Annotated in this window: 3 protein-coding genes; 2 read left to right on the top strand and 1 reads right to left on the bottom strand. The window is 65.0% G+C overall.

The window, feature by feature from the left end:
* The first annotated feature begins 139 nt into the window (after window positions 1-139).
* Both NKF27_RS08570 and NKF27_RS08565 read left to right on the top strand, forming a co-directional pair.
* Complete coding sequence (locus tag NKF27_RS08570) at window positions 140-1918, top strand: type I secretion system permease/ATPase (RefSeq protein WP_253556074.1); 1779 nt, start codon at window positions 140-142, stop codon at window positions 1916-1918.
* Window positions 1915-3285 carry an HlyD family type I secretion periplasmic adaptor subunit gene (locus NKF27_RS08565; RefSeq protein ID WP_253556073.1) on the top strand — a complete coding sequence of 457 codons (1371 nt, stop codon included), beginning with the start codon at window positions 1915-1917 and terminating at the stop codon, window positions 3283-3285. Before NKF27_RS08570 ends, NKF27_RS08565 begins: the two co-directional genes overlap by 4 nt.
* Before the next feature lie 512 nt (window positions 3286-3797).
* Here NKF27_RS08565 and NKF27_RS08560 read toward each other — a convergent pair.
* Window positions 3798-18008 carry a carbohydrate-binding protein gene (locus NKF27_RS08560; RefSeq protein WP_253556072.1) on the bottom strand — a complete coding sequence of 4737 codons (14211 nt, stop codon included), beginning with the start codon at window positions 18006-18008 and terminating at the stop codon, window positions 3798-3800.
* Window positions 18009-18018 lie beyond the last annotated feature (10 nt).

Here is an 18018-nt window from a genome sequence, read left to right as displayed (position 1 = left end):
TTCACCTCATCATAATTCGGACACCAAGCACTCAGCCCTGCACACCAATGTGCACCATTTACGATAGACGTCGCTGTTGATTCCGCGTGTCCGCTCCATCAGAAATTCGCCGCAAACCCAGAAAACGAGACGCCTTTACATGACCCCCACCCGTTACAACGTTCGGGAGGCGATGCTTCGCTGCCGGCGCGGCCTCTTCGACGTCGGGCTGTTCAGCCTGTTCATCAATCTGTTGATGCTGGTACCGTCGCTTTACATGCTGCAGGTCTACGACCGAGTGCTGACCAGCCGCAGCGTCGAGACCCTCGTCATGCTGACGCTGGTGGTCGTGTTCCTGTTCGCCGTCATGGGGGCACTCGAGTGGGTTCGCTCCCGACTGCTGGTGCGCATCGGCAATGCCCTGGACGAACGGCTCCAGCCGGCGGTCCATCAGGCTATCTACGATCAGGCCCTGCACCGTCCCGGTGCCACCTCGACCCAGGCGCTGGATGATCTGACCACGCTGCGCCAGTTCGTCTCGGGCCCCGCCCTGCTGGCCTTCTTCGACACACCATGGATCCCTATCTATCTAGGGGTCCTGACCCTGTTTCATCCGCTCTACGGGCTCTTTGCCCTGGCCGCCGGCATTCTTCTGCTGACTCTCGCCGCGATCAACGAGGCCTGCACCCGGGGACTACTGAAGCAGGCTGGCGCCCACCAGGTCGCCAGCCGCGATGAAACCGCCGCCAACTTGCGCAACGCCGAGGTGCTCCATGCCATGGGCATGCTGGAGAGCGTAAAGCGACGCTGGCAGTCGCAGCACCGTGACTCCCTCGCGCTGCAATCCCGGGCCAGCGATCGTTCAGGCGTGCTGACCCACCTTTCCAAGATGCTGAGGCTGCTGTCCCAGTCGCTGATCCTCGGCCTGGGGGCCTGGCTGGTGTTGAAGGCGGAGTTGACGCCGGGGATGATGATCGCCGGTTCGATCCTGCTGGGACGGGCCCTGGCGCCCATCGACCTGCTGATCAATGGCTGGAAGAGCTTTATCGCCGCCCGCAGTGCGCACGAACGCCTGGGCCAGCTCATCGCCAGCGAAGCGCCACCACCGCCGATGCCGCTGCCCGCGCCGACGGGCCAGCTTTCGCTCCAGCAAGTCTGCGCAGGCCCGCCCGGAGCGACCGTCGCCACACTCAACGCGATCAGCGTCGATCTGAAAGCTGGCGAGCAACTCGCCATCGTCGGCCCGAGTGCCTCGGGAAAATCGACCCTGGCACGGGTCGCCCTGGGCATCTGGCCGAGTCTCGACGGTTGCGTGCGCCTCGATGGCGCCGATATCCAGCGCTGGGAACGCAGTGCCCTGGGGCCCCACCTGGGCTATCTGCCCCAGGACGTGGAACTGCTGGCCGGCAGCATCGCCGAAAACATCGCCCGCTTCGGCCCGGTCGACGCCGAGGCAGTGCTCAAGGCGGCCCGCCTGGCCGGCGTCCATGAGTTGATCCTCAAGCTCGACGAAGGCTACGACACCACCATCGGACACGGCGGCACGGGTCTGTCGGCCGGCCAGCGTCAGCGCATTGGCCTGGCCAGAGCCCTGTACGGAGAGCCATCGCTGGTGGTGCTGGACGAGCCCGACGCCAACCTGGACGAGAGCGGTGAACGAGCCCTGGTGGAAACCCTGGTACGCCTGCGCCGGCTCACCACCACTACCCTGGTCATCACCCATCGCCAGCGCCTGCTGGCCCAGGTCGACCGGGTAATGGTCCTCGACGACGGTAGAGTGACGTCCCTGGCCCCTCCCTCCCCGGCCGGCGGGATTCGGCTCAAGGGCGCCGTGCCCTCGGCGCGGGTTGTGAAGCAAGTCGCCGGTGCCGGTACATCTTCTTCGCCGCGCCCCCCGTCCGACCTTGCATCATCTCCCAGCTCGAGGACTCCACGATGAACGCTCAAGCCTCTGCCTCGGCATCCTTCAAGCCCCCCGCCATCGACTCGAGCTCGGCCGCCGCTGGTACCGAGGATCGCGTACCGGTGGACCTTCGGCCCTATCGCCGTTGGGGCTTTGCCATCCTGCTGGTGGCCTTCGGTGGCTTCGGAGTCTGGTCGGTCACCGCTCACCTGGCGGTGTCGGTGGTCGCCCCCGGTTCGGTCTCGGTGGAGAGCTTCACCAAGACGATCCAGCACCTGGAAGGCGGCATCGTCGCCGACGTGCTGGTCGAGGACGGCGACCACGTGGAAGCCGGCGACCCACTGATCGTGCTGGACGACACCCAGGCGATGGCGCAACAGCGTATCGCCGAGACCGAGTACCTGATCACTCGGGCCAGTGAGGTGAGATTGCTGGCGGAACAGGCCGACAGCGACAGCCTGGTCTTTCCACAGGAACTGATCGCGTCCAGCAATTCGCGGGTTCAGGAGGTGCTGGGCGTGCAGCGACGGCTGTTCGAGGTACGCCGGCAATCGCTGGACGATACGCTGGCCGCGCTTGACCAGCAGATTCTTCAACTGGAAGAGCAAATCACCGGCCTGGGGGAAACCCGCTCGATCACCCAGCGACGCATCGACTCGCTGGAGGGTGAGGTCGCCAACCACCGCAAGCTATTTCGTGACGGCATGATCAGCAGCCAGCGTCTGCGCGAGCTGGAACGCGAGAGCCTGGAGTACCAGAGTGACAACGCGGGGCATGCCTCGGAAATTGCCAGACTGCGCGCCCAGATCAGTGAAAACACCCTGAACAAGCAGATTCGCCTGCAGGAATTTCAACAGCAGGTCGGCGAGGCGCTACGTCAGGTCCAGGCCGAGGTCGCCGACGCCGAAGAGCGCCTGGTCGCCCTCAATGACACCCTCGCGCGCACGCGAATCACGGCCCCTGTGGCGGGTACCGTGGTGGACCTGCAGGTGCACACCCTGGGCGCCGTGGTACGTGGTGGCGACCCGCTGCTTGACCTTGTCCCGGCCGGCGACGGCTTCGTGATCGAGGCCCGCGTCCCCAACCACGATGTGGATCACCTCTACCCCGGCCAGTCGGCTGAAATCCGCTTCAGCGCCTTCAACCAGCGCCTGTCCAATGTCATCGACGGCGAGGTGGTCCGCGTCAGCGCCGACAGCTTCGAGGACGAAGCCACCCGCCAGCGCTACTACAAGGTCCGCGTCGGCGTGACCGACCTGGGCAAATCCCAGCTGACCGATAACATGCGTCTTGTCGCAGGCATGCCGGCAGAGGTGATGATCCTTACCGGGGAGAGAAGCTTCGCCAGCTATATCACCAAACCGATCAACGATATGCTAGCCCGGGCCATGCGTGAGGAATAGCTGAAGTGCAATAGCTGAAGAGCGATCACCAAACCGCTGATGCAATGGCGACATGCTCGCTCGGGCAATGCGTGAGGAATAGGTGAAGTGCAATAACTGAAGAGCAATCACCAAACCACTGATGCAATGGCGATATGCACACGTGCAAACTGCCAGTTCCAGGAAGGGGCCCCCCAGAGGGATCAAACAGAGGGATCAAACAGTAGGATCAAGTACTGGGATCAAGCAGAAGAAGATGACGAGGGCCGAGTTGGACCACTCGGCTCGTTGATGGCAAGAAAAAGAACTGCGCGGACCAAGGTTCAGGGGGGGACGGTCCGCGCAGGGCCAGCTCCCTGCCGGCACGGGACTCCATGACAGCGACTCTGCTGCATCTTTCTGGAGCAGAGGATGGCCCCCCGGCCATCCTCCCTCCTCCATTTTTCTTGTTGTCAGACCCCGTTGCCGGGGCCTGACATGGCTTCCTCCCTCGTTTTTCTGTTCAGCCTTGGCTTGTTCTCCAAGCCTCAGCCTCAGAAGCCGGCGTCGTCCTGCTGAACGCCCTGGACCCCGACATCGTCACTCATCGGCTGGCTGTCGATACCATCGTCGGCCTGGCTGGCGAGCGGATCGTCCGCCAGCAGCAGACTGGCGCTGGCCGCGTTTGCAGCCGCCACGTCCGGATCACGGGTCAGTTCGAAGGACGCGATGTCCTGGGAACCGCCGTTGAAGGTCAGTCGCAGCACCTGCACGCCTGCCTCCAGATCCAGGGTCATCGACGCCGTGTCGACGAACACGCCCCAGTCGCTGGTCACCGGTGTGTCGACGCTGCCCTGCTCGTAGACACTGCCGTTCTGCTCCACCGAGGCGGTGATACTGCGTCCGCCATTGGGGCCAGAAGTGACGAAGGATAGGGTATGGCTACCGGCCTGTTCGACGTTGATGGTGTACTCGAGCCACTCGCCATCCTCGATCCAGCCCACGGCCTCACCCTGGCCGACGATATCCACCGGAGTATCGCGGAAGTCGCTGCCGAACTGCGCCGCGCTCAGCTCGTTGAAGGCCTCGCCCTGCTCGCCCTCGTCGAACTGCACCGCATCCAGCGCAAGGCCATCGTCGGCGTCCACCAGCCAGGGGGTACCACCGGCGTTGAACGCCTGCTGGCCATCCCGTGACAGCGAGAAGCCCTCAAGGTCCATGGACCCGCCGTTGAAGGTCAGGCGCAGCACCTGCTCGCCGGCCTCCAGCGTCACCTGGGTGCTTTCGGTCTCGACATAGTTGGTCCAGCCACCGGTGGGCTCGACCCCCACCGGCGTGGCGGTGGCGTAGGGCGTGCCGTCGTCCTTGGTGAAGCTGGCGGTAATCGAGCGCTGCCCACCACCGGTGGTACCCAGCGAGGCCAGGAAGGCCATGTCGTAGGTCCCCGCCTGCTCGATGTTCAGGGTGTACTCCACCCATTCGCCATCCTCGATCCAGCCGATGGCGCTGCCGCCGTTGGACAGATCCACCCCCTCGCCGCGCACGTTGCTGCCGAGCTGCGCCTCGCTGGTGTCGTTGTAGGCGACGTCCTGTCCGCCCTCGTCATAGTTCACCGCATCGAGGCTGAACTCGCTGCCCACCTGCCAGGGCTGGCCATCGTCGGTGAACGCCTGCTGGCCATCGTCCACCGCTCCCACCGGCGCCAGGGTAAAGCTCGCCAGATCCATGGAGCCGCCGTTGAAGGTCAGGCGCACTACCTGTTCGCCCGCCTCCAGCGCCACCTGGGTGGTCTCGGTCGGCACGAAGTTGCTCCAGCTACCGGTGTCGTTCACCGCCACCGGCGAGGCGCTCACGTAGGGGCTGTCGCCGCCCTTGGCAAAGCTTGCGGTGATGGTGCGGGGCCCGGGGAAATTGGTGTCCATCGAGGTCAGGAAACCAAGATCATAGAGCCCGTCTTCGGCCACGTTGATGGTGTACTCGACCCACTCGCCTTCGGTGATGTAGCCGATGGCCAGTGACGGCGTGGAGATGTCCACCGCCTCGTCCGAGCGGAAGCCATTGCCCTGATGCGCCGCGGTGGAGTCATTGTACGACACCCCCTGACCGCCGCTATCGAATAACCGCGCCTCCAGGGTCAGACCGTCGGCGTCCACCAGCCACGGGGTCTGGGTGTCGTTGAACGGGTCCTGACCGTCGTCCACCGGTTCGACCAGATCCAGGCTGAACGATGCCAGATCGAGCTGGCCACCGTTGAACGTCAGCCTGAGCACCTGCTCACCCTCTTCCAGATCGAAGGTCAGGGGACCCACCTCGGTGAAGCTGGTGAAGCTGCCGGTGTTGGGCAACGCCTGCGTTTGGGCATCGGTGTAGAAGCTGCCATCCTGCTCGAAGGCCGCGGTGATCGACTTGCCACCTGAGACCGCCGAGGTGGAGAAGTTCAGCGTATAGGTGCCCGCTGTCTCCACGTTCAGGGTGTACTCCAGCCACTCGCCGTCGGCCACATAGCCGATGGCCAGGCTACCGTTGGAGATGTCCACCGCCTCGTCGGAGCGGAAGCCATCGCCCTGGTGCGCGTCGGTGGTGTCGTTGTAGGCCACTCCCTGACCCCCGTTGTCGAAGAACCTCGCCTCCAGGGTCAGGCCGTCTGCTCCGACGGCCCAGGCGCTCTGGTCGTCATTGAAGGCGGTCTGTTCCACCGGCGTCGGATCGTCGAGGAAGTTCGGCGTACCGTCGCCGTCATCGTCGTCGTAGAGGTCCACGCGGCCGTTGCCGTCGGCGTCCTCGGCGCCGGTCGGATCATAGGTGGTGACGTTCTCGACAAGGAAGATATTGTCGTTGTAGTCGTAGTTCACCCCCGCGTAGTCCTGGATGACGATATAGGTGTTCGGGATCACGTTGCCGTCGGCGTCCTTGGCCACGTACACCCGGATCAGGTGACCGTCGTTCTCGTCCCAGTTGAGATTGGCCCCCGGGATACCGATGGCATCGATGGTGTCCTCGTAGAGGTTGGCATCGGGATCGGACCAGGAGATGTATCCCGGACGATCGGAGATCTCGGCATAGAAGCCGAAGGGATCGTCACGATCCAGGGTCGCCACCGCCAGGTTGTCGCCGTCGTTCAGGGTACGCGGCAGCAGGGTCTGACCGTCGGCCTCGTCATGGGCGATGATCTCGTCGATGTCGCGGCTGTCGACGTCGTGGATGAACAGCCGGGCGATGTCACCCTGGCCATGGTAGGCCGCCAGCTGGGTGATGGTAATCGGCGAGGCCCCGTCGGCGCGCTGGAAGTACGGCGCCAGGACCTCGTCGCCGTTGGCCTCCACCAGGCCGCCCTGGTTCATCTGTCCCTGGGCCACGTCGGTGGAGTAGCCGAAGGCGTTGACGATCTCCTGCACCGTCGGCTCCTGGCCGCTCTCGGACTGGTTCTGGCTGATGCCGGCCAGTTCGATCACCTTCTCGGCCTCATCGGCGTCGCTTGAGCTGATGATCAGGCTGGCCTCGTAGAGCGAACCGTCGTTGGGGTCATCGGCGATAAAGCGCACCGTCACCTCCACCGACTCGCCCGGCGCCAGAGTCACCGCACTGAACGCCTCGGTCAGCTCGAACAGCGAGGTATCGCTGACCTCGACATCGTCGATGGTCAGGGCATCGAAGCCGTCGTTGGACAGGGTGATGGTGACCTCGTCGTGGACCTCCTGGGCATCATTGACCGGGTTCTCGATGCGCGACATCACCAGGCGCTCGTCGGAAGGCACGCCGTCGTTGTTGGTCACGGTCAGCGAGCCACCGGACACCGGCTTGACCCCTTCGATCACGAACATGTTGTCGTTGTAGTCATAGTTGATGCCGGTGTAGTCCATGATCCCCAGGTAGGTATTGGGGATCACGTTGCCGTCGGCGTCCAGCGCCCGGAACATGCGCACCGTGTAGCCCCGCTCGATGCCGTCGGCGTCCGCCGGCGGCGTGCCTCCACCCTGGGGGTTGAGCGACGGATCGGTGGAAAGGCCGGCCATCTCGATGCCGAAGACCTCTTCGCCGGCCCAGCCATCGGGGATGGTATCCCGGCTGAACGTCGCGGTGGCAAAGTCACCGTTGTTGACCAGCGGCAACAGCGTCTGGTTGTTGTCTCCCTGGTGGTTGGTAAAGATGATGTCCTGGTTCTTGTTGCCCGGCGCATGGATACCCAGCGTCGCCCCGCCACCACCGTGGTAGGCGGCGATCTGGGTGATCTTGGCCTCGCTTACGCCGTCGGCCAGCGACCAGTAGCGCGACAGCACTTCGTCGTCGTTGACCGGCCGATACAGGTCGAAGTCGTTGAGCACCGAGTTCTGGCCGCCACCGGTGGTCGCCAGACCATCGATCTGGTTGCCGAAGCCGAACACCTCCCAGACCTCGTTGACGTTGGGTTCCCAGCCACCCTCGTCACGAGCCTGCCAGAAGCCGGCCATGTGGATCTCGGCCACCGGCGAGTCCTGGTCATTGGTCACCAGTCGAATGCGACCCTCGAACACGCCATCCCCGGCGTCGGTGGTCGGCGCCGTATAGGCGTCCCGGTCGAACAGTACCGTGACCGTGAGCGACTCACCGGCAGCGAGGGTCAGACCGTCGAACGCGCCCGGATCGGCCAGCACGAAGGGCCCGTCGATATCGGACTCGAGAATCTCCAGCGGCTCGCTGCCGCTATTGGAGATCGTCACCGTGGCGCTGTCCTTGAACTCGCGATCATCGTTCGAGGCGCTGTTGTTCTCCAGGTAGCTGAAGTGCAGGCGGTTGGCGAAGTAGGCAGCATCGCCGCTCTGCACCTCGATATCGGCGTTGTCGTTACCGGTCAGCGGCGACACGTCGAGGTAGTCGAGGTCATCGGCACCATCGGCGCTGGATACCGCGCGCAGGTTGTACTCGACGCCGGCCTGAAGCTCGACGTAGATGCCCTGCTCGCCGGCGTCACCCACCCCGGGATAGGCCAGGCTATCGATGGTCTGCCCATTGAGGGTCAGCGCCAGCGAGCCACCGTCATCGGCACCGGCGTTGGCCGCCAGGTCCAGACGATAGAGACCGTCGCTGTCCACCGTGAAGTAGAAGTCGGCGGTCAGCTCATTGACGGTACGCGCACTGTTGCCATCCTCGAGCTCGATGCGGCCACCATCGGAGACATCGGCGTAGACCGGGATGAAGATGTCACCACTGTCGTCCGGCACCCGCAGCAGGTCGATGTTGGGGCCCACGGCATTCGGCGCGGTCAGCACGATGGTGTTGCTGCCGGCTTCCAGGTTGACCAGCACGTCCTGGAAGAACCAGTCGGTCTCGTCGTCGTTGCTCTGGCCGACGAAATTGAGCTGACCCAGGTCATTGCCGTTGATGGTCAGGCCCAGCGGACGGTCGGCCTTGCTCGCGGCCAGCGCGTAGCGGAAGCCGATCTCGTAGCTGCCCGCCTCGTCCACGTTCACCGTCCAGGTGATGGTCTGGTCCCCGGCACCGGCAAAGTCGACGAAGCCATCACCGGAGGCGTTGCGGTCGTCCTGGCTCTCGGGGACGATTACCGCCCCGCCGAGCGCGGCGTCCTCGGCCTCGTAGAGGGTGAAGCCGGGCGTTGCATCCTCTTCCTGGAGGATCGCCAGCTGGTCGATGTTGGGCCCGGTGTTGTCGGTGGCCTGGAAGCGCACCGTGTTGAGACCGGCTGCCAGATCGGCATCGATATCCACCGTAAGCCACTCGGCCCAGCGCGAGTCCGCGTCATCAAGTGCCGGGTCCTGGGGCGGCGGGAAGGATACGACGCCCACCGAGACGTTGTTGACGAATACCTCCAGAGGACGATCGGCATTGCCGCCGTTGGCGTAGCGCACCCTTAGCACCGAGTCGCCGGCCTGATCGGGGTCCAGCTCGAAGCTGAAGGTGATGAAGTCCTCATTGGTGCTACCGAAGTCGGCGTAACCGCCGGGCACACCGTCATCGTCGACGTCATTGCCATCGACCCCGAAGGCGCCGGGGCGCAGGCCGTTGGGCAGATCTGCCTGGTTCGGCTCGGGATTGTTGATGTCTCGGATCTCGATCTCGGCGCCAGCACCGGAGGCCACGACCACCGAGGTGCCGTCATCCGGGGTCATGTCCTCGGCCTGGATGGCCAGCACCATGACCAGATCATCGACGGGATCGGGATCCGGATCGACGGGACCGGTGGTGCCACCCGGGGCCGGGTCGAGGCGAATGATCTGGCTCTGGCCGTTGCCGCGGTTGAGGGTCAGCAGGTAGAGCTGGCCGGTAGCCGGGTTCTCGATGATGTCCAGCGGGTCGACGTAGGTGATGACGTTGCCGTCGGGATCACGCAGCACATCGTCGCCGATGACGTTGCCGTTGGCGTCCAGGGTGATGGAGCGCACGTCGTCACCGCCGGAGTACTCGGTGAACAGCACGTTGCCCTGGAGGTTGCCGCCGAACACGCCGCTGGTGTATTCCACCGCCCCGTTGGGCGAGCGGTTCTCGCCCAGCGAATAGACCCCGGCGATGTCGTAGGTGCCCTCGGGAATGGTGCCCGTCGGGTACTTGTCGACCTGGTTGGGGTCGTTGGCACCGGTGGGATTGCCGCCATTCAGAATGTACTCGTCACGCAGCGGGTTCGGGTGGCCGTAGTAGCCGCCCTCTTCGATACGGAACAGGTAGTCATCCTGCTTCTCGACACCGGTGTAGCGCTCGTTCTCCGGCGTGGAGGGATCATCCGGCACGTTGCCACCGGCCGCCGAGCCGTTGGTCGGCACGTAGAGGAAGCCGTTGGAGTGCCACACCAGGTCGTAGGCGTTACGCGCCCCGGTGGCGAAGATCGTCAACACCGCGTCGGGGGCGTAGGGATCGTAGTAGGTCTCCAGCACGTTGCCGCTGGCGTCCTGGACCGTGGCTACGCCGCGATCGTCGAACACCAGGAACTCGCCGTTGCCCATGGGGATGGGATCATCCTTGGGATGACCGTCGGGGTCATCGAAGCGCCGGTTCAGGCCATCGTCGGGCAACGGTTCGGTGCTGACGTCGAAGGGGCCATTGGACACGTCACGGGTCGGATCGATTTCCAGCACTGCGGCGTTCAGAAGACGCTCGGGACGGTTGCCCCAGGCGCTGTCCGGCTCGCCCATGGCGGTGTTCGAGCCCTGGATCAGATACAGCAGGTGGCTCGGCACGTCCGGGTTGGTGTCCGGGTCGTAGTCCGGGTTCTCGCGGAACTCGAGGCTGTTGGTCACGTGGTCGCCGTTGGAGCGCGGCAAGCCGGTGATATAGGCCTCGGCGGTACCGGAGAAGCCGGGTCCATCATCCAGGGTGATCTTGGTGATCCGTCCGCTGAAGTCCGGCACACCGTTGTCACGTCCGGTCAGCGGGATCGGATAGTTGTCGGTGATCCACAGCACATTGGGATCGGTGGGGTCCACCACCAGACCGATGATGCCGCGCTGCTGACTCTGTCCCGGCTGGTCGAAATAGTCGTTGGGCAGACTCAGATCCTGGCGATTGGACAGCGAACCGTCGATCGGGTCGACGTCGTAGCGCAACAGTTCACCGCTGATGGTGGCGATGTACATGTAAGCGCCATCCGGGCTCATCTCCAGCGAGGTGAAGCCGAAGGCTCCGTCGGCGGCGCCGTTGAGTTCCACCACGTCGTTGAAGGCCACGTCGCGCGCGACCACCTCCGGCTCGGCGCCGGTGACGAAGGTGTTGGTGTACTTCTGGAACTCGCGGGTCGGCGCGCTCGCATCGTCGTTGGGGCCACGGTCCTGGAAGCCGTCGATCACCAGGGTGTAGCTGGTGAACGGCTTGAGGGTCTGGCTCGGCGAGATGGTCAGCGAATCGAAGCCGCCGGTGGTGTTGGCGTTGAAGCTGACTTCCTGACCGGTAACGGTCTCGAACAACCGAATCGAGCCGTCGCCGAGGCTTTCGAGCAGGGCTCCACCACGTCCGTCCACCACCGAGATGCCGACAAAGATGTCGGAGGTCGGATCGACCCCGGTGGGAATGGCACCGTCATCCGGATCGAGATCCACCTCAACCTCGTTCTGGCCGACCCCGGCGATCGCCCGGGCGTCGGTGAAGAAGGCGTAGTCTTCGGCGGCGTCGCGATCGTCCCCAGGGGTCAGGTCCGGCAGGGCCTGAATCTCGATGTACTGGATCTCGGTGTTCTCGTTGTTGAGCCCCATCGAATCCAGGGTCAGACGACCGTCGGTGACCTGGACGATGCGGGTGACCAGGTCAGAGCGCACGCCGTCGGTGTCGTTGGACGGGTTGGTGTCGGCCGGGAAGTCATCCGGGCGGAACGGGGTGAAGGGGTCGTTGAACAGCTCGCCCTCGGCGTTGAGCACGTTGTTGCTGTCGTAGGGCCCACTGGTATCACCGATGGAGATGGTGACCTCGTAGAAGCCGTCTTCCAGCTCGATCTCCCAGCCGGCCCGCACATAGTTGGGTCCCGGCTGGTCGAAGTGGGCGTAGGTACCCTGACGCGGGTCGAGGCCGGCGATGTCATCGGTGCGATCATTGACCGCCACGCTGGTCAGCGAACTGATGTCCAGCGGCTCGGTGCCGGGATCGCCATCGTAGATTGACTCCTCGGTGACCCAGCCGTACTGGTAGGTCTGGCCGTCGACGGTGACCGACTGGGTGCCAAAGGCCTTGCCGTTGTCGGCGATGTAGCCATCCGGCACCGCGGTGCCCTCGGGCTGGAAGTTGATCTTGACCGAGAAGCGATCGCCCGGCTCCACCGGACGATCCGGTGCCACCCCGTCACGACTCACCGTCAGGCTGTCGATGTTGGGGCCAGCGTTGCCGATATTGGCCAGACGAATGGTGTTGTCGCCAGCCTCGAGCTCCACCTCGATGGTGGTGGTGGTCCAGTTCTCCCAGCCGGCCGCGTCGGTACCGGTGGAGGCAAAGGCCAGACTGCCCTGGCTCTGGCCGTCCACCAGGATATCCATGGGACGATCGGCGCCGTTCGAGCCGGCGTTGGTATAACGCACCTCCAGGGTGTAGGTACCGGCCTCATCGACGCTCACCTGGAACTCGGCGGCGTCACCGGCGTCGGCGCCCATGTCCAGGTAACCGCTACCGGAGAAGCCATTCCACAGACCGTCGGGGCCAGCTGCGGTGTTGGTTTCCGGATTGTCGGCGTCGCGCACCTGGGTGTCGCCGTCGGCGTCGACGATGGTCAGCGCCTCACCCTCGATGGCGAAGTTGAACGCCGGGGTGCCGACGTCGGCCTCGTTGAAGTCGAACACCACCTGATCGATGTTGGGACCGCCGGTGGCGCCCGCGGGCATGGTCAGGGTGAAGGTGTTGGCGCCCTCGACGAGATCCACCTCGACTTCCAGGGTCTGCCACTCGTTCCAGGCGTCCGCGCCGGTGGCGTTGGGGAAGCCAAGCTGACCCTGATCATCGCCGTTGACGGTCAGATCCAGCGGCCGCGGGGCATCACCTCCGTTGGCATAACGCACGGTGGCGGTGTAGCTGCCGGCCTCCACCGCGTTGACGTTGAAGGTGATCTGGTCGCCGGGGTTGGAGCCGAAGTCCAGGTAGGCATCACCCACCGCGCCGGGACGATGATTGCCGAAGTCGTCGGGATTGTCCGCATCCACCGGCCGGGTAACCTCGCCCTGGGCGGTACCGCCCACGTCGACGATGTCGGCGTCCTCTCCCTGCAGGGTGATCGGCGCCACCACCACGTCGTCCTCGAAGCTGACCACTTCGGTGGCGCTGGCCTCGTTGCCGGCGGCGTCGGTGACAAACAGCGTGACGGTGAGATCACCGCTCTGGTCGTCGAGCTGGCCGCTCAGGTCCAGGGTAATGTTGCCCGAGGCATCCGGCGTCACCTCGGTGCGGGTCGCGCCACCGTCGAAGGACACCTCGACGGTGGTGACGTCGTCATCGACGCCCGAGACATTGAACACCGCCGCCGCCAGCTGGCTGGCGTCGAGGGTATCGTCGTCGGCGACGATGGCGAGATCGCCGTCCTCGTCGGCGCTGACGTCCTCCGCAATCGGGCCGCTGCCGCCCTCGGTCACCTCGATGCGATCGATGTTGGGACCGGTATTGGCACCCGCCGGGATCGCCAGGGCGATGGTGTTGCTGCCCGCCTCCAGGGTCACGGTGACGGTTTCGAACTGCCAGTGGTCGAAGCCTTCCTCGGGGCCGGTGCCGTCCGGATCGGTGCTGACCATGGCCAGGGCGAGCGGATCACCGCCGTTGATCACCAGGTCCAGCGGACGATCGGTATTGGTGGCGTAGCGCACGCTGATGTCGTACTGGCCGGCCTGGGCCACGTCGATCTGCCAGCTGACGTTGTCTCCCGGGGTGTCACCGAAGTCCAGATAGCCAGTGCCACTGAAGCCCGGACGCAGTCCGGTGGGCTGGTTCGCCTCGGGGTTGTCCGGGTCGCGGACCTGGGTGTCGGTGTTGTTGGGGTCGGTATCGAAGCTCTCGACCACACCGTCCTCGGCCTGCAGGCTCAAGGGCGAGAAAGGCGCCTCGTCGACGTCGTTGACGGTGACCGACACCAGCTCGGTGGTGGAAAGATCACCGTCGCTGACGCTGACCTCGACCTCGTAGACGTTGTCTTCGTTGGCGTCCGCCGCCAGCTCGAAGTCACGCGCCGAGGTGAAGGCCAGCGCTCCGGTATCAGGGTCGATGGTGAACAGCGGCGCGTCGACACCACCGGTGATGGTAAACACCGGCGCCGTCAGGGTGGCCGGCTGACCGTCCTCATCGAGCACCGCGATGGACCCGATCTCGGTCAGGTTCTCGTCGATGGCAAGTGCGGTTGCACCGATCGAGAGACTCTCGTTGACATCGTTGACCATGACCAGGGTCGCCTGGGACACGCTGTCTTCGCCGTCGCTGACGATGACCGTCAGCTCATAGACGCCGTCTTCGTTGGCGTCGGCGGCGAGCTCGGCGTCCGGGGCATTGACGAAGCTCAATACGCCGGTATTGGCGTCGAAGCTGAACAGCGCGGCATCGTCGCCCTCAAGGGTCACCGTCAGGGCGTCACCGTCCAGGTCGTCCAGTGTCAGGGTCGCCACGGCACTGGTGTTTTCGTCGACACTGACGCTGTCGTCGAGTCCGTCAATCGTCGGGGCGTTGTTGACCGGCTCCTCGATGCGCAGGAGATCCAGCGAGTCGATGCGCATCAGCTCGCCGCCCTCGCCTCTAAGCTCCAGCGACAGCAGCGAATCGGCGGTAATCTCCACCGGCGTCTCGAACACGATCTCCTTGCGGTTGCCGCTCTGACCGGCGTTGCCCCGGCCACCACTACCCACCAGGGTGCCGAAGTCGTCGCTCAATACGACGTCGGAGGTCAGGCTGTCGCTCGACAGATTGCGCGCCTCGAGGGCATTGCCGTCGATGGACAGGGTCAGTTCACCCTCACCGTCGGTCTCGTCGAAGACGTACAGGGTAACGCGATACCAGCCCGGCTCGACGCCTGCGGCGGCAAGCTCGGTGCCCACGGTGGCGGGCGCGTTGCTGGTCACGCGGATCAGCTCGTTGCCCGAGGCGCTGGCGTTACCGGTGGCGATGACGTTGTCGGCGTCCAGGTCGGTAAAGGCCTCGGCCTCGATGGTCACGACGTCACCGATATCGGTGCCCTCGATCTGGAACTCCAGCACCTGGGTCGCGGACAGACCGCCGGGATCGGTGGCGCGCAGGGTCACGCTGAAATTGCCGCCCTGGGAGGGCGTGCCCTGGATCACGCCATTAACCACCTCGAGTCCTGCCGGCAAGTCTTCGACCGTCAGGGTCAGGTCGTCACCGTCGGGGTCGGAGAACAGCGGCGCGAAGTCGGCGATCGCCACCTGACCGAAGGCCTCGCCGACTTCACCGAAGAACGGCTCCAGCGCCGCCGGTTCCGCCACCGGGGCGTCGTTGACGTTGTCGATGGTCAGCACAAAGCTGTCGGAGGTCTCGATCTGACCGTCATCGGCAAACAAGGTAACGGTATAGTTACCAGGTTCCAGCCCATCCAGGCTGCCGCCCAGTACGCTGCCGTCGATGGCAAGGCCAGCGGCGTCGACAGGCGCACCATCGGCGTCGGCCACCTCGAAACGGTAGCTCAGATCGTCGCCGTCGGGGTCTTCGAAGGCCAGGTCGACCTCGAGGGTGGAACCTTCATCGAGGGCAAGGTCGGCGACGCCACCACCGACCACCTGCGGCGCCTGATTGACGTCGCCGGTGGTGGCCTCGCTCAGGGTCACGTTGGAGAAGCGCGCGCTGCCCTTGGCGCCCAGGTCGTCGTCGTTGACGAACACCAGCGAATCGATGGTGGTGCCAGCGTGGGCCGACAGATCGATGGTAAAGCTCACGACGCCATCACCGTCGTCATCGACGCCCTGTCCACGCAGGTCGACAAAACCACCCTGGCTCTGGGTGCCGGCCAGCTGGTAGGCGCTGTTGCCACCGTTGAAGGGGTTATCGTCGAGGTCAAAGCCGATCGCGATGATCTCCGACACCGGGGTGTCAGAGGCGCTGAGTTCGAGCGTCAGGCGGGTGTCGGCGGTGATCTGGTAGCTTTCGCCCAGGGCCACCCGCTTCCACACGTTGTCGGTCAGGGCGAGCGTCGCGCCGGCGTCTTCCACCGCCGCGCCGGTGCCCTGGGACGGGTTGTCCTGATTACCGCCGTAGGACGCGATCGCCCCCGCCGAGAAGTCCACCGTCAGCGGGGCATCGTCGGCTTCCAGGGTGACCTGGGTGCTGGTGCTGGCTTCGTTGCCGGCGGCGTCGGTGACGTAAAGGGTGACGTCCAGGGTGCCGGCGTCCTGGCCGGACAGGTCCAGCTGGACGCTGCCGCCATCGACACCCACCGGGGTGCGGGTGGTGCCGCCGTCGAAGCTTACCTCGACGACATCGGCGTCGGTGTCCAGCCCCGCCAGGTTGAAGGTGACAGCGTCGCTGTCATCCGCGGCTACCGGATCGACCGGGCCGCTGAGCGCCAGGTCAGCACCCTCGTCGGCGGTGGTATCCAGCGTCAACGAAAGCTCGCGAGTCGCACGGTTGCCGAAGGCATCCATCGCGATCAGGCTGGCCGCCAGCGGCCCATCGGCCTGGCCGGACAGGTCGAGGCTGAAGTCACCGTTGGCGTCCGGGGTGACCTCCTCGACGTTGACGCCGCCATCGAAGCTGACGCCGACGAAGACGATGTCATCATCCAGCCCCGTCACGTTGAAACCCGCCGAGGCAGCGGCGTCGGCATTGATCAGGGCGGAAGCGGAGCTGAACGACAGGTCGTCGCCTTCGTCGCCCTCGACATCGCCGACCGGACCGGTACCCGCCGTGGTGACCTCGAGACGATCGACGTTGGGTCCATTGTTGCGGCCAGCCGGGATCGCCAGGGTGATGGTGTTGTCGCCGGCCTGCAGGCTCGCCGTCAGGGTCTGATAACCCCAGACATCGAATCCCTCGGGATCGACATTGCCGGCGTTGGGGTCGGTGCTGGCAAAGGCCTGGGTCGAGGCGTCTCCCCCGTTGATCGACAGATCCAGCGGGCGCGCCCCGTTGCTGGCGTAGCGGAAGTTCAGGTCGTAGTCACCCGCTTCGGCCACGTTGACGGTGAACGTCAGGCTGTCGCCGGGTGCACTGCCGAAGTCCACATAGCCGGTGCCGGAGTAGTCCGGGCGCAGCCCGACAAAGCCGCCGCTCTCGGGGTTCTCGGCGTCGCGCACCAGGGTGGCGGCACCGTTGTCGGCGCCGAGCTCGGCGTCCTCGGCCTGCACCACCAGCGGGTCGATCACTGGATTGGTGACCGCAGCGCTGACCAGGGCCAGTTCGATCTTGTCGATATTGGGGCCATTGGTATAGCCGCCGCCCAGACGCAGGGTATTGGAACCGGCAGCCAGGTCGACCTCCAGGGTCTCGACGGTCCAGCCTTCCCACTGGCTGCTCTGGGCTGTTCTGTTATCCGGGGCGATATCGGCCTCGGTGTCGTCGGGGTAGTAGTCCGGCGCCGTGGTTGTCGCGAAGGCAAAGGTGCCCAGGGTGGTGGTGGTCGCGCCGTCCACCAGCAGCAGGTCCAGCGGACGGGGGTTGGAGGTCGCGTAGGTGACGCTTACCGTGTAGGTGCCGGCGGTGGCCACGTCCAGGGTGAAGTCAGCGGTGGCATTGGCATTACCGAACGCCCAATCCAGGTAGCCTGCGCCCTCGGCGCCGACCCGGAAGGTCTCCAGGCCGTCGGTGAAGTCAGCGATGCTGTCGAGTGTCGCCACCCGGTTGGTACCGTCGTCATTGACGTTCTCGGCGGGCGACAGCAGCATGTCCTCGCCTTGCACCACGTAGCGATCGGGGTCCGGAGCGGTGATTTCCAGATAGTCGATGTTGGGCCCGCTGGCCCCGTTGGAGGTCAACGTAATGGTGTTGGTGCCCTGGGCCAGGGTCACCCGCACCGGCTGGGTCAGCTCGAAGTTGGTGAAATCATCGCCGGTGGAGGGCAGGTCGAACATGCGGTCGAACAACTCGCCATTGACGTCCAGTCGCAGTGGACGGTTGCCGTCGCCCATGGCGTAGCGCAGCACCAGATCGTATTCACCGGCCTCCGGCGCCTCGAAGGTGAAGGTCAGGCTCTCGCCACCGGCCACGCCGTTGCCGTAATCCACGTAGGCGTTGCCCTCGGCATCGGCGGCGTCAGGGTTGGCCGGATCACTGACCACTGCGATTCCGGTATCGCCGGAAATACTGGCCGAGGCGCCGTCGCTGGCGTCATCGTCCTCGGCCTGGATACGTAGCGAAAAGCCGATCGGCGCGGCCGCGGCCACTATTGAGGGG

This window comes from Halomonas sp. DN3, assembly GCF_024137905.1.
In the GTDB taxonomy this organism is placed as follows: Bacteria; Pseudomonadota; Gammaproteobacteria; order Pseudomonadales; family Halomonadaceae; genus Halomonas; species Halomonas litopenaei.
This window is presented reverse-complemented; position numbering and strand designations above follow the sequence as displayed.

Excerpts from the sequence above, each read along its gene's own strand:
- NKF27_RS08565 (WP_253556073.1), top strand. The coding sequence starts at position 1,915 with ATGAACGCTCAAGCCTCTGCCTCGGCATCCTTCAAGCCCCCCGCCATC.
- NKF27_RS08570 (WP_253556074.1), top strand. The coding sequence starts at position 140 with ATGACCCCCACCCGTTACAACGTTCGGGAGGCGATGCTTCGCTGCCGG.